This is a genomic window from Clostridium sp. HBUAS56017 (genome assembly GCF_007115085.1).
In the GTDB taxonomy this organism is placed as follows: domain Bacteria; phylum Bacillota; class Clostridia; order Clostridiales; family Clostridiaceae; genus Clostridium; species Clostridium cibarium.
Window position 1 is genome coordinate 1 of the sequence record NZ_SULK01000022.1, and the last position, 22,322, is coordinate 22,322.

A 22,322-nucleotide genomic window follows, 5' to 3' on the forward strand; every position below is an offset into this window, starting at 1 on the left:
TAATGAACCGCCGTATACCGAACGGTACGTACGGTGGTGTGAGAGGTCGGTAGATAAAATAATTATCTACCTCCTACTCGATTATTGATTTTTTAATATAGTAAAAAGGAGTTCTTTTGCTATCTTTGGGTTTGCTTTCCCTTCTGATGCTTTCATGATCTGTCCCATTAAAAATCCAGCAGCTTGTGATTTCCCAGCAGCAAAGTCAGCTACGGATTGAGGATTGTTATCAACAATTTCTTTAATTAATGATTGGAGTTCAGAACTATCACTAATCTGAGATAAGCCTTTAGATTCAACTATTTTTTTAGCAGAATCACCACTCTTAAACATTTCTTCAAATACTTCTTTACCTACAGTAGTACTTATTTTACCTTCGTCTATTAAAGAGATTAGTTCAAATAAGTTCTTAGAATTAATGTTGTTTGAAGAAGTATCTAGAGATTCTTCTTTATTTAGTCTTAGGAAATCTCCTAAAATCCAATTAGCAACAGCTTTAGGAGGTGCGCCTAATTTTATTGTTTCCTCAAATAAATCAGAAAGATTTTTATCATCAATAATTATTTCTACATCTTTAACGGATAATCCATAAGAATTAATAAATCTTTCTTTTTTTACTTTAGGCATTTCAGGAAGTGTAGCTTCGATTTCCTTAATTTGTTTTTCTTGAATTATTATGGGAACAAGATCAGGTTCAGGGAAGTATCTATAGTCGTGAGCATCTTCTTTGCTTCTCATTGGTACAGTTTTTCCTTTACCGTTATCCCATCTTCTAGTTTCTTGTTTTATTTTATATTCTTCACCATAGTTATACAGTTCTCTTTGGCGTTTTTCTTCCTTTTCAAGAGCTTTCTGAAGTTCTTTAAATGAACTTATATTTTTCATTTCTACTTTAGTGTTTAATTTATCAGAACCAGCTTCTCTAATAGATATATTAGCATCACATCTTAATGAACCTTCTTCCATTCTACAGTCTGAAATATCTCCATATTGCAAAATTGATTTTATAGTTTTAAAGTAAGTGACAGCTTCTTCAGGGGATCTAAGATCAGGTTCAGAAACCATTTCTATAAGAGGTACACCTACACGATTGTAGTCTATTAAAGATACATTATCTTCATCAACGTGCACAAGCTTTCCAGCATCTTCTTCAATATGAATTCTATTAAGACGAATCTTTTTTGTTGTTCCATTAACATCTATTTCTACATAGCCACCTTCACATAAAGGTAAATCAAATTGAGATGTTTGATAAGCTTTTGGAAGGTCAGGGTAGAAGTAATTTTTTCTGTCCATTTTATTTAATTTATTTATTTTGCAGTTAAAAGATCTACCAGCTTTAATAGCCAAAGCTACAACTTCTTCATTAAGGACAGGAAGTGTTCCTGGCAGTCCTAAACAAATAGGGCAGGTATTGTGGTTAGGCTCTGTACCAAACTCAGTAGAGCAGGAACAGAATATTTTAGTTTTAGTTTTTAATTCAGCATGTATTTCAAGACCTATTACGGTTTCTAAACTCATAATTAATTCTTCCTTTCTTTACTAAAGTACTGGTGCAAGAGTAGATATTTTAACTTCTTGCTCTAAAGCGTAAGCTGCTTTAAATATCTTTTCTTCACCAAAATGTGGTCCTAGTATTTGAATTCCGATAGGTAATCCATCTTTACTCTTGGCATAAGGAAGAGAAATGGCTGGTATACCTGCAAGGTTAATATTAACTGTGTAAATATCTCCTAAGTACATTGATAATGGATCTTCACTTTTTTCACCAATTTTAAATGGTAGAGTAGGAGATGTTGGACTTAATATAACATCATATTCATTAAATGCTTTTTTAAATTCTTCTTTTATTTTTTTCTTCAATTTTTGTGCTCTATTGTAATATGCATCATAATATCCAGAAGATAGAGCATAAGTTCCAAGCATAATTCTTCTTTTAACTTCAGTTCCAAAAGATTCAGTTCTACTACTAACTATTAAATCATCTACATCTACAAAATCCTTTGGACGATATCCATACCTTATTCCATCAAATCTTGCAAGGTTTGAACTAGCTTCAGCAGAAGAAATTATATAATAAGCTGAAAGACCTTCTTCAGTAATAGGAAGAGACATTTCTTCAACTTCTGCACCAAGGGATTTTAATTTTTCAATAGAGTCTAATAGAGCTTGCTTAATTTCTTCGTCTAAACCTTCTTTGAAAAATTCCTTTGGAACTCCGACTTTCATTCCTTTAACTCCTGAATCTATATTTGATAGATAGTCGGTTTGAATAGATTCTTTATAGGTTGTTGAATCTAAAGGGTCATCTCCTTGGATTATTTGTAGCGTAAGGGCAGCATCTTTTACTGATTTTGAGAATGGACCGATTTGATCTAAAGAAGATCCAAAAGCAATAAGACCAAATCTAGATACTAAACCATATGTTGGTTTAAGTCCTACAACGCCACAGAAAGAAGCAGGTTGTCTTATTGATCCACCAGTATCAGATCCTAAAGAAACGGGTGCAAGTCCAGCACCAACGCAAGCAGCAGAGCCACCTGAAGAACCGCCAGGAACTCTTTGAAGATCCCAAGGGTTTTTAGTTGTTTGAAAAGCTGAGTTTTCTGTAGAAGAACCCATAGCAAATTCATCCATGTTAGTTTTTCCTACGATTATTGCATCTTCTTTAAGCAATTTTTCTATTACTGTAGCATTATAAGGCGGTATAAAGTCTTCTAACATTTTAGAAGCGCAGGTAGTAGAAATACCATCTGTGCAAATATTATCTTTAATTGCAATTGGTACACCTACAAGAGCACCAACGGGTTCTTTATTTGCAATTTTTTTATCTATTTTTTCTGCTTGTTTTAAAGCTGAATCTTCACAAAGTCTAAGATAAGATTGAACTTTAGGATCGATTTCTTTTATAGCTTCAAACAGTGAAGTAGTTACTTCTATAGCAGTAAATTTTCCTTGTAAAACACCATCTTTTATTTCACATATATCCATATTTCTAATATCCATTAACTTCACCACCTATTCAATAATTTTAGGAACCATAATTGCGGTATCCTTCATAGATTTAGTATTTTGGAATAGCTTCTTTTTATCTTCAAATTGAGAAACTTCATCTTTTCTAAGAACTGGTTTTAAATCATCAGATAGAAGATCTAAGTTTATATCACTTAAATCAAATTTATCAATTGATTCAAAGTGGGAGAGTATGCTTTCAAATTCACCAGCAAGTCGTATAGTTTCTTCATCAGTAAATCTTAGTTTAGCAAGTTTTGCTATATATTCAACATCTTTAATTTCAACTTTCATTTTCGTATCCTCCTATGGTTCTAATCTTCTTAAATCTCTTGGAAGGAGAGTAGCTTCTCTAACATTTTCAAGATCTAAGATTTTTAAGGTAAGTCTTTCTAAACCAATGGCTAATCCACCATGTGGAGGCATTCCATATTTAAAGGTTTCTAAATAGAATGCAAAATCATCAGGGTTTAGTCCGAATTTTTTAATATTTTCTTTTAACATTTCATAGTTATGGATTCTTTGACCACCTGTAGTAATTTCAAGTCCTTTAAATATTAAGTCAAAGCTTTTGGTTAAGCCTGGTTTTTCACTGTCAGGCATTGCATACATTGGTCTTTTGGCAACTGGATATTCTGTTAAAAATACAAAATCACAGTTATAAGTTTCTTTAACATATTTTGAAATTAATACTTCTCCTTCAGCATCTATATTTCCAACTGGAGATTTTTTGTTATACTTATCAAGAAGTATCTTATGAGCTTCAGCAAGTGGAATTCTTGGAATTTCAATTTTTTCAGGAAGTTCAATATTATACATTTCAAATTCGCTCTTACAAGTTTTTCTTAAAACTGAGTAAAGATAGTTTAAGAATCCTTCTTCAAGGTCCATAAGTTCAGTTTCGTCCTTAATGAATCCCATTTCTATATCTAAACTTATATATTCATTTAGATGTCTCCAAGTGTTGTGAAGTTCTGCTCTATAAGCAGGAGCAATTTCAAAAACTCTTTCAAAACCAGCACCAACCATCATTTGTTTATAAAATTGAGGACTTTGTGCTAAAAATGCACGTCTTCCAAAGTAATCAACAGTAAACATTTCAGATCCACCTTCAGTACTTGAAGATATAACTTTTGGAGTATGAATCTCTGAAAAACGTCTAGACTTAAGGTACGTCCTAAAAGCATCAGTAATCTCTTCTTGAACCTTAAATACTGCTCGTGTTTTAGGTCTGCGTAAAGCTAATGCCCTATAATCTAGTTGTTTTTCTAAGCATGCATTAAGTTTAAAGCCATTTATTTCAAAAGGAAGTTTGTCATAAAAAACTTCTCCCAAGATTGTTAATTCCTTAGCATCTAATTCGATTCCACCTGGAGCTTTTTCATTCATTACTTTTTCCCCAATTGCTTCAATACTCATCTCTAAGCGAAGTTGTTTTGAATGTTTTTTGTCCATTACAAGTTGAATTATTCCGGTTTTATCTCTAAGATGCACAAAAGATATTGTACTTAGTTCATGAATTTTATGAACCCAACCCCTTACGAGTATTTGCGTGTCTTTAGAATCCTTGATATCACATACGTAAATTCTTTCCATTTTTTAATAGCCTCCTTGTTTATTGCATAGATTAATATAAATAAAAAACGCCCCTATAGGTTTAAATTAACCTATAGGGACGAAAAAAATCCGTGGTGCCACCCTAGTTAGCTAGAGTATTTTAGGATTACATAAGTATAAAAAAACCGTTCCTATACTCATGTATAGGAACGGTGTATATCCGCGGTGCCACCCTAAATTAGCTTTAGCTCACTCATATCGATACAAAAGTTCTATGCTTTTATATCTAGTCATTTTAACGGTTGACAACCGGCTAAGTCTACTTTTTACATTTCGGTTAGCATCTCAAAGGTGTTCTTCCATACATCCATCATACTAGGCTTACACCGTCCCTAGTTCGCTTAGAATCAAGCATGTATTTACTCTCCTCGTCATTGATTTCATTAAAAACTTATTGAATTATTTATTATTATATGCTCGAATTATTAATAAATCAATACCTTTTTTTTAATATTTATAAAAAAGTGTAATTTTATTAGAATTTTAAAGGTTCATTAGCTGTATTCTCAGCTTCATTTTTATCAAAATCTTTAGTAATTATTTTAAATATTTGAATTATGAATGTTGGTAAAAATGCCAATAAGTAAATACTAGCAATTAATGTTCCATCAAGTGGTGTAACTTCAAATAAATTTTGTAGTGGTGGGACAAAGAGTACTAGGTTTAAGAATAATAAACCTGCTCCAAAAGCATACCAACTAAATTTGTTCGAGAATACTCCAAGACCAAATATTGATTTTTTACCTCTACAGTTAAAGCCGTGGAATAATCTAGCTAAACATAAAGTAGCAAAGGCCATAGTACTTGCAGCATGTTCATTACCTGTAGATAATCCAACATGGAAAGCTATTATTGTAAATATTCCAATTAATAGACCTTCAAAAGCAATTTCTTTTACATAGTCTTTTGTTAATATAGATTCTTTACTATCTCTTGGTTTATCTTTTAATAAATCTTTTCTTGATCTTTCCATACCAATTGCAATAGCAGGTAAACTATCTGTTAATAAATTAATAAACAGAAGGTGTACAGGTGCAAATGGAACTGGTAGAGCAGCTATAGAAGCATAAAGCACTGCAAGTATTCCAGACATATTACCTGAAAGTAAGAATTTAATTGAGTTTTTAATATTAGCGTAAACATTTCTACCATTCGTTATAGCTTTAACTATAGTTGCAAAATTATCATCTGTAAGTATCATAGAAGCGGCATCTTTAGAAACTTCAGTTCCAGTAATACCCATAGCTATTCCTATATCAGATTGTTTTAATGCAGGGGCATCGTTAACTCCATCACCAGTCATAGCAACTATTTTGCCTTTGTTTTGCCATGCATTAACTATACGAATTTTGTGCTCAGGTGATACTCTAGCATATACAGATACATGGTCAAGTTTTTCATTAAGCTCTTCATCAGAAAGTTTGTCTAATTCTAATCCTTCAAGAGCTATATCCCCATCTTTTAATATGCCTATTTGCTTTGCTATAGCAGAAGCGGTAATCTTATGGTCGCCTGTAATCATAATTGGCTTTATTCCAGCACTTATGCAATCTTTAACAGCGTCAGCAGATTCTATTCTAGGTGGATCTATCATAGATATTAATCCAAGGAATACAAAATCATTTTCATCTTCTAAAGTAAGTTCCTTTTCTTCAGGAAGAACCTTATATGTGAAGGCAAGAACTCTAAGACCATTTTCTGATAAATATCTATTTGTATCTACGATTTTTGCCTTATCAGCATCAGTAATTTTCCTTAAACCTTCAGATGTTTTTATATGAGTTATTCTATTTAAAAGTACATCAAATGCACCTTTTGTATACATAATTAATTCACCATTAATTTCATGAAGTGTACTCATTAATTTTCTATCAGAATCAAAAGGAATTTCTTTAAGTCTCTTGTACTTTTCTCTAACTTCTTGTTCAGTTAACGAGTGTATATGTCCAAGATTTACAAGAGCTACCTCAGTTGGATCTCCAATTTCATTACCATCTACGTTAGTTGAATCATTACAAAGTATGGCTGCATTTAGTAGGGAAGCGTGAACTTCATTTTCTAAATTTAGTTCTTCAGATTCAACTAATGATGTATCAGTGTAGATTTGCTTTGTGGTCATTTTATTTTGAGTTAAAGTACCTGTTTTATCAGAGCAGATTATGGATACACAACCTAACCCCTCAACAGCTTTTATGTTTTTAATAATAGCATTTTCCTTAGCCATCTTTTGAGTTCCAAGTGCTAATACAATTGTAACAATAGAACTTAATGCTTCAGGAATAGCAGCAACAGCCAAAGCAACAGCAAACATTAATGAATCAAGAATTGGTGTATTTCTATATAGACTTAAACCAAAGACTAGAATACATATAACTAGGATAATTAAAGCTAGTTTTTTACTAAAATCGTCTAATGTTATTTGAAGAGGGGTTTTCTTTTCTTTAGTTTGCTCCATTAAAGTAGCTATTTTACCAAGTTCAGTATTCATTCCTGTACCAGTAACAAGAATTAATCCACGTCCATAAGTAACTAAAGAACTTGAAAATACCATATTTTTTTGATCTCCAAGAGCAACTTCATCAGCCTTTATTACTTCTTCAAATTTTTCAACGGCCTCAGATTCCCCTGTAAGAGCACTTTCATTTATCTTTAATGAGTAAGATTCGATAATACGACCATCAGCTACAACAAGGTCCCCAGCTTCTAAGATTAAAATATCGCCTGGAACAACTTCTCTAGATGGAATTTCATACTTAACACCATCTCTAATTACCTTAGCATTAGGTGCTGATAGAGCCTTTAAACTTTTCAGGGATTGCTCTGCTTTAACATTTTGAACAGTTCCTAAAATAGCATTCATAATAATAACAGCAAATATAACTATAGTACTTTCTGAATTACCAGTTGCCATAGAAACAATACCAGCAATTATTAATATAGCTACGAGCAAATCTTTGAATTGTTCTAGGAAAACAATAAAAATACTTTTCTTTTTCTTTTCCGTAAGTTCATTGTAACCATGTTTTTCTAAAGAGTTTTTTAATTGATCCTTTGATAGACCATTTTTATCTACATTGAATTTTTTTAAAGCTTCCTTAGATGATTTTGAAAAAAACTTTTCCATAAAATTATTCTCCCTCCATTTTTTGTTGAACAGTTTAAATTAAAACAATAAAAAAAGACTTTTAATATAATTAACATAGATTAATTATATTAAAAGTCTGGTAACCATTTTAGGCATATAACACCAGGTTAAAAACCGCGATTGTTGATGTTATATTTTAAACTACTCCCTCTTAATAACTTAAGAAATATTTATTTATATATTTAGAATACGTTAGAATTGGAAAATTGTCAATAGAGAATGACGAGTTTCAATTTCAATAATTACTTCGAAAATTTCATAATAGTTGTTGACTAATAAAAGTAATAAATGTAAAATTAACTTATTAAAATACTTTTAAAAAGTATTTTAATAAATATAGATAATAGGAAAGAGGCGGGTTTTATGGTCATCAAGAAAGTTACTGATAAAGAATTTAGTAAGTATGGACGAGTTCTAGAAAACTATAGTCTGAAGGAAATAATTAAAAAGATGAAGGATACTCCTTTGCCAAGAGATGTAATATATGAGCCATCCGTTAAGGAACTTGAAGACTTAGAAATTGCAGAGGATTTAAAGGACAGAGCATTTGGAGGATTACCAATACAAATTGGATATTGTAATGGGAATAACTATTTATTAAATGCAGTGGAATATCATCGTTCATCAGAAATAAATATAGCTGTTACAGATTTAATTTTGCTTATAGGTTGTCAGCAAGATATAGAGAAAGATTATACCTATGATACATCCAAAATAGAAGCTTTTTTGGTTCCAGAAGGAACAATCATAGAAGTATATGCAACAACTCTTCATTATGCACCTTGTAATGTAGCAGATGATGGATTTAAGTGCATTGTTGTATTACCAAAGGACACAAATTTACCTTTAGAGAAGAGCATTAATAAAGATGGAGAAGATAGGTTATTGTTTGCTAAGAATAAATGGTTAATAGGACATAAAGACACTAATTTAGATAGCGAAGGTGCTTTCATTGGATTAGTAGGTAAAAATATTTCTATCAAATAGAAGTTTAAATAAATTTATAGTAATGGGGGAGAATTACAATGAATAATATACCAGAATTAAAATTAGGGATAGTTGCAGTAAGCAGAGATTGCTTTCCAATGGAATTATCAGTTTCACGTAGACAAGCAGTTGTAAAATCATTTAAAGAGTTAGGAGAAGAGATTTTTGAGTGTGAAACAACTATAGAAAATGAAGTTCACATGAGAAAGGCATTAGCTGAAATTAAGGCAGCCAATGTAAACGCTTTAGTAGTTTATCTTGGAAATTTTGGACCTGAAACTTCAGAAACATTAATCGCTAAAGAATTTGGCGGACCTGTAATGTTTGTTGCAGCAGCAGAAGAAACTGGAGATAATTTAGTAGGAGGCCGTGGAGATGCCTATTGTGGAATGTTAAATGCTAGTTATAATTTAGCACTTCGTAATATAAGAGCATATATTCCAGAATACCCAGTTGGAACAGCTTCAGAAGTTGCAGAAATGATGCAAGAGTTTAAACCAGTTGCCACTGCATTATTAGGGTTAAAGAATTTGAAAATTATATCTTTTGGGCCACGCCCACAAGACTTTTTAGCTTGTAATGCGCCTATTAAGCAATTATACAATTTAGGAGTTGAAATTGAGGAAAATTCAGAACTTGATCTATTTGCAGCATTTAATGAACACGCAGAAGACCCAAGAATACCTGAAGTAATTAAAAGCATGGAAGATGAACTAGGGGAAGGAAATAAAATGCCTGGAATCTTACCAAAGCTTGCTCAATATGAAATTACATTATTAGATTGGATGGAAGAGCATAAAGGATCAAGAGAATATGTTGTTTTTGCAAATAAATGTTGGCCATCTTTCCAAACACAATTTGGCTTTGTACCATGTTATGTTAATAGCCGCTTAGCTACAAGGGGAATACCTGTATCCTGTGAAGTAGATATTTATGGAGCATTAAGTGAATATATAGGAACTTGCGTAAGTAATGATGTTGTAACATTACTTGATATTAATAATACAGTTCCTGCTGATTTGTATGAACAAGATATTAAAGACAAATTCCAATATACATTAAAGGATACATTCATGGGATTCCATTGTGGTAATACAGCATCTAGTAAACTATCATTCTGTAGCATGAAGAATCAAATGATAATGGCAAGAGCTTTAGAACCAGATCAAGAGCCTAATATAACAAGAGGAACTCTTGAAGGTGATATTATTCCAGGTGAAATAACATTCTTCAGATTGCAAAGTAATGCCGATGCAGAATTAACAGCTTACGTAGCAGAGGGAGAAGTGTTACCTGTAGCAACTCGCTCATTTGGAGCAATTGGAATTTTTGCAATTCCTGAAATGGGAAGATTCTATCGCCATGTATTAATTGAGAATAGATATCCACATCATGGAGCAGTAGCATTTGGACATTATGGAAAAGCTATATATAACTTATTTAGATATTTAGGTGTTAAAGAAGTAGGATTTAATAAACCAAAAGGAATGTTATATAAAACTGAAAACCCATTTCAATAATAAGGAAAACAGTATTTCAAATAAAGGCTGTATGCTTGATTAATTTCAGGTATACAGGCTTTTTCTTATAAAGTTCTAATTTACAAAAATAGGTTTAAATGGTAGAATAACAATAATTGTAAGGGGGGATGTTATGAAAAATGATAGAAATATACTTGATAGTAAGTTATATATTATAACAAATAATATAACTAATTTTTTTATAACGAATTTATATTTCTTATTAGTTATATCACCATTACTTATTTATATGGTCATTTTTCAGGAGAAAGTTTCTTTAAGAGGAATGTTACTTCTTTCTATCTTATTAGGACCAGCTGTTACGACATTGTTTTCTGTAATGGGAAAGCTTATAAGAAGTGGAGAAATATCGGCAACTAAGGATTTCTTTCATTTTTATAAATTGAATTTTCTTCAAGGGTTACTAATAGGAATAATAGTGAATATTGTAATTGGAATTGCATGTTTTGATATGGGGTATTTTAATTCAAATGGGAATATATATGTGGGATACTTGTTTCTAGCTATAATAATTTTTACTATATTAGTACAGTTTTATATCTATCCAATAATATCAAGATATAATATAAAAATATCTTATGCTTTTAAAATTTCATTGAAGCTATTAGTTAAAAAGTTTTATATAAGTATAAGTTGTCTATCAGCAATTATCATAATATTAGCTATTATAAAATTTACTAAATTATCTTTAGTAGGCTTATTATTTGGAGCAAGTGTTATCAGTTATTTAATAATGAAAATAGAAGATAAGACTATTAGTGAGCTTCAAGAAGAAATAAAAGAAAGGTATAATAGCCAATAATGCTTATAGATTTATATAGTGAGATAGTGTCTATATCAATGAGGTATAGGCACTATTTTTATTTCACTTAGAATATTGTACCAATATCAATTATTTTGACCATGCGATGAAGTGAATATGGTGGTTTTTCTATTGAATCAACAATTTTAAAACCTAGTTTTTCATACAACTTAATTGCTTTTTTATTTTCTTTTTTTACAGTTAGTGAGCACTTATTATAATGATTTAATTTAGCTTGTTCCTCGGCAAAATAAATCAATTTTGAACCTATGCCATAACCACGGCTTTCAGGTAATGTAGCTATAGAGCCAATATGATATTCATCTTCTTTTCCTTCATTTAAAGATAACATGGATAATGTTTCTTTAGGATGTAAAAGTATGTAACGAATTAAGCCCAAGTTACGAAGTTTAAATAGTTTTTTTGTGGTTAGCCAATTAAGTTTATTCATAACAGTAACCGGAAAACAAGTAATCATTCCTACTGTTTTATCATTAAGCTTTGCTTCAAAAGCATATTCATAACTAAATCTATTGGAATCTATTTCCCACAATTTTTTAAAAACTTTTTCAATTAAAGTTGGCTCCTTAGAACCTGCAAGAGGATAAGCCATATATTCTAACGCCATGCAATTAAGTTTGCTTCCAACATTAGATAGTGGATCTCCTTTTGTAATTAAAATATCATCCATAATTTAATCATCCTTTCTTTTAACTAAACCATATAAAATAATATTGTTCATTGATTTGATTCCATTTTCAAAACTTATTTGGTTTTTAGAAAGAAACTCAAAATCCAAAAGTTTTTTCAAAGTTTCTTTTAACATTAACTTGAATACAGTTGTGTTAATTTCTTCGAACTCATTATCTTTTATACCTTTCTCAATTAATTTTAAAATTGGGTCCCATAAAATATTTATATTATTATTCACTTTTTCACATAAGTCAGGATAATATCGTTGAAAATCATCAATGTGACGAATTATAGCACTAAGATTATATGCATAAGGAATGTTTTCAAAATATAGTTTGATTTTTTGTTGAAGTGTAAGAGTACTATCTTCAAGGATTTCAGCATCTAAAGCCATAATTTCATTAAAAACAAAGTCTATAGTTTTTTCTATAATTTCATCTTTGGAGGCAAAATATGAATAAATTGTACGCTTACTTGTGCCTAATTCCTTTGCCAAATCTTCGGTTGTAAATTTAACACCTTTATTTCCTAAAAGTTTTAAAGTTTTTTTATATATTTTCTTTTCCATATATTAAACATCCTCCCTTTGCAGCACCGGCGGTACTGCAAGAGTATTTATAGTACCACTATACTTATTAAAGTCTTTTTTGTCAATAAATAGTTTGAAGTTATTTAATAATGAATATATAAGAAAGGTATAATTTCGCTAAATGATATTTTTGCAAAATACAAAAAGCCAATAATCTTTAGTAAATCATTGGCTTTTTATAAATTATTAAAATCAAATTTTTTTAATTTAATTTGCTAATTAGAAGTGAATCTAAACATTTGGCTATCTCTTCCAGTAAAGTAATATTGTACAATTGGTATAGTGCTATCCATACTCTCTCCTAAAACAGTTAAATACTTTCCACTATGTTTAGCTTGAATATAATAATATTCATTATTCCCAGGAACGGAAATAAGCTTGAATTTTTGACAATCTTTTTCAGTAGGTGTTTCAAGTGATTGCATTTGTACAATTGGTGTAAGATTATTTGTACTTGTAATAGTTAAATATTTTCCACTATGTTTAGCTTGAATGTAATAATATCCAAACTCCTCATTTGCAGGAATTATTTCGAACTTCTGATTGTCATTACCATTAGGATCAAATTGTATAACTGATACATAATTATCTGTAGATGCGTGCATAACATCAAAAACTTTCCCGCTATGTTTAGATTGAATACAGTAAGCATTTGTACTTTGTATTTGCTCAGTTGCAAATGCTTGTGTACTAACCCCACCAAAAATAAAACTTGTTAATAAAATAAAACTTGTTAATAATTTTTTCATAAAAACTTCCTTCTCTCATTTCATTATATTTACATATTATCAAATTTTATGTTTAAATGTAAGTTGTTTTTATGAAAATAACTGATTTTGTGTGGAGATACAAAAAATCTTATTTTTTTTCATTAGAACTGTCCATAAAAATGATTTCCCAAATATATTTTCATTAGTAGTTTCTATCATTTCTCTAAATTCGATTATTTGGAAATATGGTTCTAAGACTTCTTTGAGTTTATGTTCAGAAAAGCCCATTCCGCCATGCATTGAGCAATCCTTATAAACATCATAGTCTGATATATTTGAACCACCTTTTAGGTTAAAACATACCATTGCAAAGTATCCATCAGGCTTTAAATATTTTGATATTATTTTTAGATATTCAGGTCTTCTATGAGGCTTTATATGATGAAGACAGCCGCTATCATAAATAAAGTCGTAACTTTCTTGGGTATCTTTAAAATTAAATATGGACTGACATAAAAAGTTAACGTTTGAAGAATCTTCTTTTTGTATTTGTTTTCCCCATTCAATAGAAGTTTTTGAAAAATCTATACCGGTAGTTTGAAATCCGTTTTTATAAAGATAAAAAGAGTTTCTGCCATATCCACAACCTATATCAAGAGCCTTTCCTTTTTTCAATAAGTCTTTGTCCATATAGCTAACAAGATTTTCATCAGGAATATTTTTAAAAAATGGGATAGGCTTCTCTCTATCAGAATAGAATTTATTCCACCATTCATTATCCTTTTCTTCTAATAAGTTGTCTAACATAACAAATACATCGTTATCGTTTTTTATAATTTCAGAATTAAGTTTATCTTTCATAAATAGTCTCCTTAGTAGTTAATTGACTGTATACATAATTATAACATTTAGCCTAAATGAAGGAACTCTAATTTTTACATGAAAACATATACATTTTTGAGGGTAGTTGCAATTTAGAATGAATAATAAAATTAATATATCAAGGAAATAAGGGGGGACATAAATGCAAGTTCCAGTAGTAGGTACAGAAAAAGTTAAAAGCAAGAAAGAGAAAAAAGTGAAAATATCATGGGACTTAATGAAAAGACAAAGAGTCCTAATATTTATGTCATTGCCTTTTGTCATCTGGGTAATAATATTCAAATATTTACCGTTAATAGGTTGGACAATGGCATTTCAAGATTATAAACCAGGAAAAGGGTTTTTGGATCAAACTTGGGTAGGGCTAAAACATTTTAAAGAATTATTTAGTGAACCTCAATTTTATCAATCCTTACAAAACACATTGGCAATGAGTATATTAGGATTAGTATTTGGTACAGCAGCTTCTATAATTTTTGCTTTGTTTCTTAATGAACTAAGAAGTGTTAGATTCAAAAGAGTTGTACAAACAGTATCATATTTACCACACTTCATATCATGGGTTGTAGCAGCAAGTATTATCACAAGTATGCTTGCACCAAGTGGAGTAGTAAATGAACTGCTTATGAATTTGCATATAATTAGTACTCCAATATCATTTATGTCAAATCCCAATATGTTTTGGGGAATAGTTACTGGATCAGATATATGGAAGGAAGTAGGATGGAATGCAATAATATATCTTGCAGCTATGACAGCTATAGATCCAGAGTTATATGATGCAGCAAAAGTCGATGGTGCAGGGAGATTTAGACAGATAATTAATATAACTCTTCCATCAATAAAACCAACGATAATAGTTTTACTGATTTTGAGTATAGGGAACTTAATAAATATAGGATTTGAAAAGCAAATGCTACTTGGTAACCCGATAGTTGCAGATAAATCTTTAGTACTAGATAAATATGCATTGGATTATGGTATTGGGATGTTTAGATATTCCTTTGGTACTGCAATAGGTATATTCAAGTCAGTAGTTAGTATTATATTAATATTTGGTGCAAATAAAATAGCTAAAAAAGCTGGGGAAGGAAGCCTTATATAATTAAAGTTAATAAGGGTTAGGAGGAAATTTTATGAGGAGAAAAAAGATTAAGGCTTTTGATGTGATTTTAATAGTAATAATGGTAGGGATTGCAATAATAACAATATATCCATTTCTAAATGTTTTAGCTATTTCATTAAATGATGCGAGTGATACTGTAAAGGGTGGAATTCATGTGCTTCCAAGAGCATTAACTTTGGAAAATTACAAAGAGATATTTAAAAATAGTGATAATTTGGGAAGAGGATTGTTCATATCAGTAGCAAGAACAGTAGTGGGAACTGCTACAGGGGTAATAGCAAGTGCTATGGTAGCTTACACCATTAGTAGAAGAGAATTTATATTTAATAAAGCAATCACAATATTATTTGTTTTAACTATGTATGTTGGTGGTGGATTAATTCCAGAATATATGCTTATTAGAAATCTTGGATTAGTAGGACACTTTTCGGTGTATATTTTGCCGGGATTGATTAGTGCATTTAATGTAATTGTAATACGGTCGTTTATTGATGGGTTACCACCAGCTTTAAATGAATCTGCTATGATAGATGGCGCCAATGATTTTACAATATTCTTTAAGATTATATTGCCATTATGTTTACCGGTTATAGCTACAATAGCACTGTTCATTGCAGTTTATCAATGGAATAGTTGGTTTGATACTTATCTTTATGCTAAAACAAATGATTCATTAACAACACTTCAATATGAACTTATGAAAGTTATGGGTAATGCAACTGGTAATGCAAAGGTTGATGGTAGTAATGTATTAATGCAAGCAGCGTCTACAAATCCAGAATCTATAAAAATGGCAATTACTATGGTTGCAACAGTACCTATATTGTTAGTTTATCCGTTTGTGCAAAAGTATTTTGTAACTGGAATGACTTTAGGTGCTGTAAAGAGCTAATAAGAGTAAATTGCTAAATGAATATTTAGCATTTAGATATATCAATTAAGGGGGAAAGATTAATGAAAAAATGCAAAATTTTATCAATAATACTTTCATTGGCTTTACTTAGTACAAGTATGGTTGGATGTGGAAGTTCAAAGGACAAGAATTCAGTGTCAACTAGTGGTGAAATGGATAAGTCACCTATAACATTAAATATGTTTACCGCAGATTCTTCAGTAGATATTAATTTTGATGATGATGTTGCTAAGAAGATAACAGAACTTACAGGAGTGACATTAAAGATTAGCCATCCAGTAGCAGGTGATACTCAAGCAATTCCACTAATGATTGCAAGTGGTGATTATCCAGATTTAATATATGGTAAAGATGATACTGGTAAGTTAATAGATGCAGGAGCTCTTGTTAAGCTTGATGATTATATAGAAAAGAGTGGAAAGAATTTAAAAGCTTTATATGGAGATCAAATAAAAAGATTAAAATATACAGCTGATGATCCATCAATATATACAATTGGAACATATTCGGCAACTGGTATGAATGATGCAATAATAAATCCAAATGGAAATTTACAGATTCAAAATGCTGTATTAAAGGAATTGGGATATCCTAAAATTAAAACTTTAGATGATTATGAAAAAGCATTAAAGGACTATATAGCAAAATATCCAGAAATTAATGGTAAGAAGACTGTGGGTATGACATTAATGTCAAGCGACTGGAGATGGGCTATTACCTGTGGTAATATAGGGGCAACTGTAGCAGGGATTCCTGATGATGGTTCATTTAAGGTTGATGATGAGACAGGAGAAGCAATATATAAATTTCAAGTACCAGAGGTTAAAACCTATTTTAAATGGTTAAATCATATAAATGCAGAAGGATTATTAGATCCAGAATCATTTACTCAAAAAGAAGATGCATATAAAGCTAAATTAACTCAAGGTAATGTTTTAGGAATTTCAGATGCTAGATGGGATTATGATCAAGCTACTAAGACTTTACAATCATCAGGTAAAGATGAAAGAACATTTGCACCTCTTTCTGTTACTTTAGGAGAAAAATATAAAGATCCTACAACAAAGAACTTTGGATTCAGCGGAGCTAGAGGAGTTGGCATTTCATCATCTTGCAAGGATAAAGAAAGAGCATTTAAATTCTTAGATTGGTTAGCATCAGATGAAGCACAAGTTTTGTTAAATTGGGGTGTTGAAGGAACACATTATACAGTAGAAAATGGTAAAAGGGTATTTAAACCAGAGATTCAACAACAAAGAAATACTGATAAAGATTTTGCTATGAAAACCGGTGTAGGTAAGTATGCTTATCCATTTCCACAAAGAGGAGATGGTGCTGTTGATTCAAATGGCGACACTTATACACCTAGATCAGTAGATGACTATATTAAGAATTATAATTCTGCTGAGAAAGAGACATTGAAAGCTTATGGAGCAAAATCATGGACCGATATATTCCCAACTCCTGAAGATTTAGGAGAATCTAAACACGGACAAGCATGGCAATATACAATTCCTAGTGATAGTGACTTAGCTATTATTCAAAAGAAAGCTGATGATTATGTTCAAAAAGCAATAACTCAAGCGATTCTTGGAAAAGAATCTGATTTTGATGCAGCTTGGGATAAGATACAATCAGATCTTAAAGCTATGAATATAGAGAAAGCAAATCAAGCTATGACTGATATGGTTAAAGAAAAACTAAAACTTTGGAATAATTAATCATGAAAGAAGTCACCTCAAAATATAATAGTCTATTTTGAGGTGATTTTATTATAAGGGAGGTACAGTATGAAATTTAGTAATGGTTGTTGGTTAAATAAAGAAGGAATTGAGACATTTAGCCCACAGGAAGTTTATAGTACAAATATTAAAGATGACGAAATAACAGTTTATGCACCTTGTAACAAAATAAATCATAGAGGGGATACCCTTCAAGGTCCAGTTATAACATATAAAATTTCATCACCAATGGAAGATGTAATAAGGGTTAGAGCTTATCACTACATGGGGCAACAAGCTAAAACTCCAAGCTTTGAAATTTATGAGGATGCTAACAAGAAAGTTAAGATTGAAGATGAGGATAGTAAAGTTTTATTTGAGTCAGGGAATCTAAGGATGGAAATAGAAAAGGATTCATGGGTTATGAATTTCTATGAAGGAGAAAGAAAATTAACTTCAAGTCTATATAGAGGAATGGCTTATGTAAAAACTGATAAAAAAGAAGTTTTTATGAGAGAACAATTACAATTATCGGTAGGAGAATTAGTTTATGGTTTAGGTGAAAGATTTACTCCTTTTGTAAAGAATGGACAGACAATTGATATATGGAATAAAGATGGTGGAACAAGTACTGAACAATCATATAAGAATATTCCTTTCTATATAACCAATAAAGGATATGGAGTATTTGTAAATCATCCAGAAGAAGTATCTTTTGAGGTTGCATCTGAAAAGGTAACTAAAGTCCAATTTAGTGTAGCAGGGGAGTGTATAGATTATTTCATTATTGCTGGAGGATCAATGAAAAAAGTCATTAAAAATTATACAAGTTTAACAGGAAAACCAGCTCTTCCACCTACATGGTCCTTTGGTCTTTGGTTAACAACATCTTTTACTACAAACTATGATGAAAAAACTGTTACAGAATTTGTAGATGGTATGGCTGAAAGAGATTTGCCGTTAAGAGTTTTTCATTTTGATTGTTTCTGGATGAAGGATTTCAATTGGTGCAATTTTGAGTGGGACAATAGAGTATTTCCGGATCCTAAAGGTATGCTTAAGAGATTAAAAGAAAAGGGATTAAAAATATGTGTCTGGATAAATCCATATATAGCACAAGAGTCAAAACTTTTTGATGAAGGTATGAATAATGGTTATTTACTAAAAAGACAAAATGGAGATGTGTGGCAATGGGATATGTGGCAACCTGCTATGGGAATAGTTGACTTCACAAATCCTGATGCGTGCAGATGGTATTCAAGTAAGCTTAAAGAACTAATGGATATGGGAGTGGATTGCTTTAAGACTGACTTTGGTGAACGTATACCAACTGATGTGGTTTATTTTGATGGATCAGATCCATACAAGATGCACAATTATTACACTCAGATTTATAATAGAGTAGTTTTTGATACCATAAAGGAAGTTTCAGGAGAAAAGGAAGCGGTATTATTTGCAAGATCAGCTACAACAGGTGGGCAACAGTTCCCAGTACATTGGGGAGGAGATTGTGAATCTAATTACGAATCTATGGCAGAAAGCTTAAGGGGTGGATTATCTTTATGCATGTCTGGATTTGGGTTTTGGAGCCATGATATAGGAGGATTTGAAAGTACATCAACAGCTGATGTATATAAGAGATGGGTCGCATTTGGACTTCTATCATCTCATAGTAGATTACATGGAAGTACGTCTTATAGAGTCCCTTGGCTTTATGATGAGGAAGCAGTTGATGTAGTTAGATTCTTTACAAAATTAAAATGTAGTTTAATGCCTTATTTATATAAAGCTTCAGTATTTACTCATAAAACAGGTATTTCAGTTATGAGATCTATGATATTAGAATTCCAAGATGATTTGGCTTGCACTTATTTAGATAGGCAATACATGCTTGGAGATTCTATCTTAGTAGCACCTATTTTTAATGGGTTGGGAGAAGCAAAATACTATTTACCTGACGGCAAATGGACAAACTTTATTACTGGTAAGAAGTATGAAGGTGGAAGATGGATTAGAGAAATTCATGATTTTTTAAGTATACCTATGATGGTGAAAGAAAATAGTTTAATTGCAATTGGAAATGAAAATAGAAAACCAGATTATGACTATAGAGAAGATGTATCTATATTAGCATATGAATTAAGAGATGGGGTAGAAGCATCTACTAAAGTATTAGATATGGATGGTAATGAAGTGCTTAATGTGAAAGTGTTAAAGAATGAATATAAGATAACTGTAGAGGCAGTAGGTGTAGATAAACCATTTAGTATCATATTTAAAAATGTAAACAATATAAAGAATGTAAAAGGTGGTACCCTTACAAAAGAAGGAAATGATACAAAGGTAGTGCTTTCAGGTAACTGTAAAGCTATATGTGAGTTAAGTTAATAAAGTAGGAAAGGTGTACCTTCCTATTTAACTGTAAATGAAGGCTTGGAGGTAAGAATCATGAATGAAGAGAAGATTGAAGAATTAATATCGAAACTTACTTTGGAAGAAAAGGTTGGAATGTGCCATGGAAGAGGACTATTTAGAACTGAAGGAGTAGAAAGATTAGGAATACCTCCGTTGAAAATGTCAGATGGGCCAATGGGGGTTAGACACGAATTTCCAGATGATAGTTGGGTCCCAATTGGTAATACGGATGACTACGTGACATATCTTCCTTGTAATACTGCATTGGCAGCTACATGGAATACAGATTTGGCATATGAGGCAGGAACAGTACTTGGAAGAGAGGCTAGAGGTAGGGGGAAAGATATTATTTTAGGTCCTGGAATTAATATTGTTAGAAGCCCTCTATGTGGTAGAAATTTTGAGTATATGTCAGAGGATCCTTACTTAATAAGTAAGATGGTTGTTCCTTTTGTTAAGGGAGTTCAAGAAAAAAATGATGTAGCTGTTTGTGTAAAACATTTTGCTGTTAATAATCAAGAGACAGAGAGATTGAATGTTGAGGTTGAAGTAGATGAAAGAACATTAAGAGAAATATACTTGCCAGCTTTTGAGGCAGCTGTGAAGGAAGGAAATGCATATTCCATAATGACAGCTTATAATAAGTTGTTTGGATATCATTGTTCTCATAATAAATACTTGTTAAAGGATATATTAGAGGATGAATGGGGATTTGATGGAGTTGTTATATCTGATTGGGGAGCAGTTCATAATACTGTAGAAGCTGCTGAAGGTGGCTTAGATATTGAGATGAGTGTTACCTATGATTTTGACGAATATTTTTTTGCAAATCCATTAATTAAGGCTGTAAAAGAAGGAAAGATAAAAGAAGAAGTAGTAGATGAAAAAGTTAGAAGAATTTTAAGGTTAATGTATAAGATAAATGCTTTTTCGGATAATAGAAAAAGAGGAAGTTATAACGATTTTGAAAGTAGAGAAAAAGTTCTTAATGTTGCTAGAGAGTCAATTGTTTTACTAAAAAATGAAGGAAATACCCTTCCTTTTAAGGACAGTGATATAAAAAGATTAGCTGTAATAGGCCAGAATGCTAATATATCACATTCAAATGGAGGCGGAAGTGCTGAGATAAAAGCACTGTATGAGATGACTCCTTTACTTGGCATTAAGATGAGGCTAGGTGGACAAACTGATGTAAGTTATGCAAAAGGATATAGTTCAGATAAATCTAAAAAGGAAGAGTTAATAGAGGAGGCAGTCAGATTAGCACAAAACTCTGATGCTGTGGTAATAGTTGGAGGATTAAAACATACTGGAGAGGAATTGGAGCTTAAAGATAATGCTCTTACAATTTCAAAAGATGAAAAAATAGAACGCTATGTAGATAGTGAAGGATATGATAAAACGGACTTAGATCTTCCATATAATCAAGATGAACTTATCAAAAGAGTTTTAGAGGTGAATAAAAACACTGTTGTAGTAATTCTTAGTGGATCACCAACTAAAATGACAGAGTGGATAGAAGATACGCCTTCAGTAGTTCAAACTTGGTATAACGGAATGGAGGGTGGAAGAGCTTTGGCAGAGGTATTATTTGGAGATGTTAACCCTTCAGGGAAATTGCCAGTTACATTTTCTAAAAGACTAGAGGATTGTCCAGCTCATAGTATAGGTGAATTCCCTGGTAAAGAAACAGTTAAATATTCAGAAGGTATTTTTGTAGGATATAGATATTTCTCAACTTACAATATAGAACCATTATTTTGTTTTGGACATGGACTTTCATATTCTATCTTTAAATATGAGAATTTAAAGGTAGATAATAATGAGAAAATGGAAGATATAGTAGTTAAGTTCAATGTTACTAATACATCTAAGTTAGCTGGAAAAGAAGTTTCTCAGGTTTATATAGGCGATGAGGAATCGTCATTGCCAAGACCTTCAGTTGAATTAAAAGGATTTAAAAAAGTTTGTTTAAATCCAGGTGAAACTAAGGAGGTTGAAGTTAAAATAAGTAGGAAATCTTTAGCTTTCTATAGTAAACAAGAAAGAAAATGGATAGTTGAAGAAGGTAAGTTTAAAGTGTTTGTTGGAAGTTCTGTACAGGATATAAGATTAAAAGGTGAGTTTAACGTCAATTCAGAGTGCAGGTTTTAGGTTAGGAGAATTTTT

General features: G+C 31.3%; 17 protein-coding genes and 1 other annotated feature. Of the genes, 8 read left to right on the plus strand and 9 right to left on the minus strand.

The window, feature by feature from the left end; all coding sequences use genetic code 11:
* Positions 1 to 81: 81 nt before the first annotated feature.
* The 5 genes from gatB to FAY47_RS16085 form a co-directional block, all read right to left on the minus strand.
* Positions 82 to 1,521: an Asp-tRNA(Asn)/Glu-tRNA(Gln) amidotransferase subunit GatB gene (gatB, locus tag FAY47_RS16065; protein WP_143317920.1), complete on the minus strand. Its 1,440-nt coding sequence runs from the start codon at positions 1,519 to 1,521 to the stop codon at positions 82 to 84.
* 21 nt (positions 1,522 to 1,542) lie between these two features.
* The gene (gene gatA, locus FAY47_RS16070; protein WP_143317921.1) at positions 1,543 to 3,006 is read right to left on the minus strand and encodes an Asp-tRNA(Asn)/Glu-tRNA(Gln) amidotransferase subunit GatA; all 1,464 of its coding nucleotides are present in this window, start codon (positions 3,004 to 3,006) and stop codon (positions 1,543 to 1,545) included.
* A 12-nt stretch (positions 3,007 to 3,018) separates the two neighbouring features.
* Entirely contained in the window at positions 3,019 to 3,306 is a 288-nt protein-coding gene (gene gatC / locus FAY47_RS16075) for an Asp-tRNA(Asn)/Glu-tRNA(Gln) amidotransferase subunit GatC (protein ID WP_143317922.1), read from the minus strand.
* 12 nt (positions 3,307 to 3,318) lie between these two features.
* Positions 3,319 to 4,608 (minus strand): aspartate--tRNA(Asn) ligase, encoded by a 1,290-nt coding sequence (gene aspS, locus FAY47_RS16080; RefSeq protein ID WP_143317923.1) that lies wholly within the window; start codon positions 4,606 to 4,608, stop codon positions 3,319 to 3,321.
* 72 nt (positions 4,609 to 4,680) lie between these two features.
* Positions 4,681 to 5,013 (minus strand) — a binding site (T-box leader).
* Between the two features lie 91 nt (positions 5,014 to 5,104).
* A complete protein-coding gene (locus tag FAY47_RS16085; RefSeq protein ID WP_143317924.1) occupies positions 5,105 to 7,753 on the minus strand; it encodes a cation-translocating P-type ATPase in 2,649 nt (882 codons plus the stop codon).
* Between the two features lie 384 nt (positions 7,754 to 8,137).
* On the opposite strand from FAY47_RS16085, the gene FAY47_RS16090 reads away from it, so the two are divergent.
* The 3 genes from FAY47_RS16090 (at position 8,138) to FAY47_RS16100 (ending at position 11,104) form a co-directional block, all read left to right on the plus strand.
* The gene (locus FAY47_RS16090; protein ID WP_143317926.1) at positions 8,138 to 8,761 is read left to right on the plus strand and encodes a DUF4867 family protein; all 624 of its coding nucleotides are present in this window, start codon (positions 8,138 to 8,140) and stop codon (positions 8,759 to 8,761) included.
* Between the two features lie 38 nt (positions 8,762 to 8,799).
* Positions 8,800 to 10,281 (plus strand): L-fucose/L-arabinose isomerase family protein, encoded by a 1,482-nt coding sequence (locus FAY47_RS16095; protein ID WP_143317928.1) that lies wholly within the window; start codon positions 8,800 to 8,802, stop codon positions 10,279 to 10,281.
* Between the two features lie 133 nt (positions 10,282 to 10,414).
* A complete protein-coding gene (locus FAY47_RS16100) occupies positions 10,415 to 11,104 on the plus strand; it encodes a YesL family protein (protein ID WP_143317929.1) in 690 nt (229 codons plus the stop codon).
* A gap of 67 nt (positions 11,105 to 11,171) precedes the next feature.
* Here FAY47_RS16100 and FAY47_RS16105 read toward each other — a convergent pair whose 3' ends face one another.
* The 4 genes from FAY47_RS16105 to FAY47_RS16120 all read right to left on the minus strand — a co-directional run bounded on the left by FAY47_RS16105 (position 11,172) and on the right by FAY47_RS16120 (position 13,957).
* The gene (locus tag FAY47_RS16105; protein WP_143317931.1) at positions 11,172 to 11,795 is read right to left on the minus strand and encodes a GNAT family N-acetyltransferase; all 624 of its coding nucleotides are present in this window, start codon (positions 11,793 to 11,795) and stop codon (positions 11,172 to 11,174) included.
* A gap of 3 nt (positions 11,796 to 11,798) precedes the next feature.
* On the minus strand, positions 11,799 to 12,365 hold the full coding sequence (locus FAY47_RS16110; RefSeq protein WP_143317932.1) for a TetR/AcrR family transcriptional regulator: 567 nt from the start codon (positions 12,363 to 12,365) through the stop codon (positions 11,799 to 11,801).
* Between the two features lie 236 nt (positions 12,366 to 12,601).
* Positions 12,602 to 13,135, minus strand: coding sequence for an RICIN domain-containing protein (locus tag FAY47_RS16115; RefSeq protein ID WP_143317934.1), 534 nt, complete (start codon positions 13,133 to 13,135; stop codon positions 12,602 to 12,604).
* Between the two features lie 69 nt (positions 13,136 to 13,204).
* On the minus strand, positions 13,205 to 13,957 hold the full coding sequence (locus tag FAY47_RS16120) for a class I SAM-dependent methyltransferase (RefSeq protein ID WP_143317935.1): 753 nt from the start codon (positions 13,955 to 13,957) through the stop codon (positions 13,205 to 13,207).
* A 163-nt stretch (positions 13,958 to 14,120) separates the two neighbouring features.
* Between FAY47_RS16120 and FAY47_RS16125 the strand changes: the two genes are divergently transcribed.
* The 5 genes from FAY47_RS16125 (at position 14,121) to FAY47_RS16145 (ending at position 22,307) form a co-directional block, all read left to right on the plus strand.
* Positions 14,121 to 15,083 carry an ABC transporter permease subunit gene (locus FAY47_RS16125; RefSeq protein WP_143317936.1) on the plus strand — a complete coding sequence of 321 codons (963 nt, stop codon included), beginning with the start codon at positions 14,121 to 14,123 and terminating at the stop codon, positions 15,081 to 15,083.
* A gap of 31 nt (positions 15,084 to 15,114) precedes the next feature.
* Positions 15,115 to 15,996 (plus strand): carbohydrate ABC transporter permease, encoded by an 882-nt coding sequence (locus FAY47_RS16130; protein WP_143317937.1) that lies wholly within the window; start codon positions 15,115 to 15,117, stop codon positions 15,994 to 15,996.
* 62 nt (positions 15,997 to 16,058) lie between these two features.
* Positions 16,059 to 17,738 (plus strand): ABC transporter substrate-binding protein, encoded by a 1,680-nt coding sequence (locus FAY47_RS16135; RefSeq protein ID WP_143317939.1) that lies wholly within the window; start codon positions 16,059 to 16,061, stop codon positions 17,736 to 17,738.
* A 69-nt stretch (positions 17,739 to 17,807) separates the two neighbouring features.
* On the plus strand, positions 17,808 to 20,126 hold the full coding sequence (gene yicI, locus FAY47_RS16140; RefSeq protein ID WP_143317940.1) for an alpha-xylosidase: 2,319 nt from the start codon (positions 17,808 to 17,810) through the stop codon (positions 20,124 to 20,126).
* 60 nt (positions 20,127 to 20,186) lie between these two features.
* The gene (locus FAY47_RS16145; protein ID WP_143317942.1) at positions 20,187 to 22,307 is read left to right on the plus strand and encodes a glycoside hydrolase family 3 C-terminal domain-containing protein; all 2,121 of its coding nucleotides are present in this window, start codon (positions 20,187 to 20,189) and stop codon (positions 22,305 to 22,307) included.
* The last annotated feature ends 15 nt before the right edge of the window (positions 22,308 to 22,322 follow it).

Excerpts from the sequence above, each read along its gene's own strand:
- FAY47_RS16120 (WP_143317935.1), bottom strand. The coding sequence starts at position 13,957 with ATGAAAGATAAACTTAATTCTGAAATTATAAAAAACGATAACGATGTA.
- FAY47_RS16110 (WP_143317932.1), bottom strand. The coding sequence starts at position 12,365 with ATGGAAAAGAAAATATATAAAAAAACTTTAAAACTTTTAGGAAATAAA.
- FAY47_RS16105 (WP_143317931.1), bottom strand. The coding sequence starts at position 11,795 with ATGGATGATATTTTAATTACAAAAGGAGATCCACTATCTAATGTTGGA.
- gatC (WP_143317922.1), bottom strand. The coding sequence starts at position 3,306 with ATGAAAGTTGAAATTAAAGATGTTGAATATATAGCAAAACTTGCTAAA.
- FAY47_RS16115 (WP_143317934.1), bottom strand. The coding sequence starts at position 13,135 with ATGAAAAAATTATTAACAAGTTTTATTTTATTAACAAGTTTTATTTTT.
- gatB (WP_143317920.1), bottom strand. The coding sequence starts at position 1,521 with ATGAGTTTAGAAACCGTAATAGGTCTTGAAATACATGCTGAATTAAAA.
- FAY47_RS16095 (WP_143317928.1), top strand. The coding sequence starts at position 8,800 with ATGAATAATATACCAGAATTAAAATTAGGGATAGTTGCAGTAAGCAGA.
- FAY47_RS16090 (WP_143317926.1), top strand. The coding sequence starts at position 8,138 with ATGGTCATCAAGAAAGTTACTGATAAAGAATTTAGTAAGTATGGACGA.
- FAY47_RS16085 (WP_143317924.1), bottom strand. The coding sequence starts at position 7,753 with ATGGAAAAGTTTTTTTCAAAATCATCTAAGGAAGCTTTAAAAAAATTC.
- FAY47_RS16125 (WP_143317936.1), top strand. The coding sequence starts at position 14,121 with ATGCAAGTTCCAGTAGTAGGTACAGAAAAAGTTAAAAGCAAGAAAGAG.
- FAY47_RS16135 (WP_143317939.1), top strand. The coding sequence starts at position 16,059 with ATGAAAAAATGCAAAATTTTATCAATAATACTTTCATTGGCTTTACTT.
- FAY47_RS16130 (WP_143317937.1), top strand. The coding sequence starts at position 15,115 with ATGAGGAGAAAAAAGATTAAGGCTTTTGATGTGATTTTAATAGTAATA.
- yicI (WP_143317940.1), top strand. The coding sequence starts at position 17,808 with ATGAAATTTAGTAATGGTTGTTGGTTAAATAAAGAAGGAATTGAGACA.
- gatA (WP_143317921.1), bottom strand. The coding sequence starts at position 3,006 with ATGGATATTAGAAATATGGATATATGTGAAATAAAAGATGGTGTTTTA.
- FAY47_RS16100 (WP_143317929.1), top strand. The coding sequence starts at position 10,415 with ATGAAAAATGATAGAAATATACTTGATAGTAAGTTATATATTATAACA.
- FAY47_RS16145 (WP_143317942.1), top strand. The coding sequence starts at position 20,187 with ATGAATGAAGAGAAGATTGAAGAATTAATATCGAAACTTACTTTGGAA.
- aspS (WP_143317923.1), bottom strand. The coding sequence starts at position 4,608 with ATGGAAAGAATTTACGTATGTGATATCAAGGATTCTAAAGACACGCAA.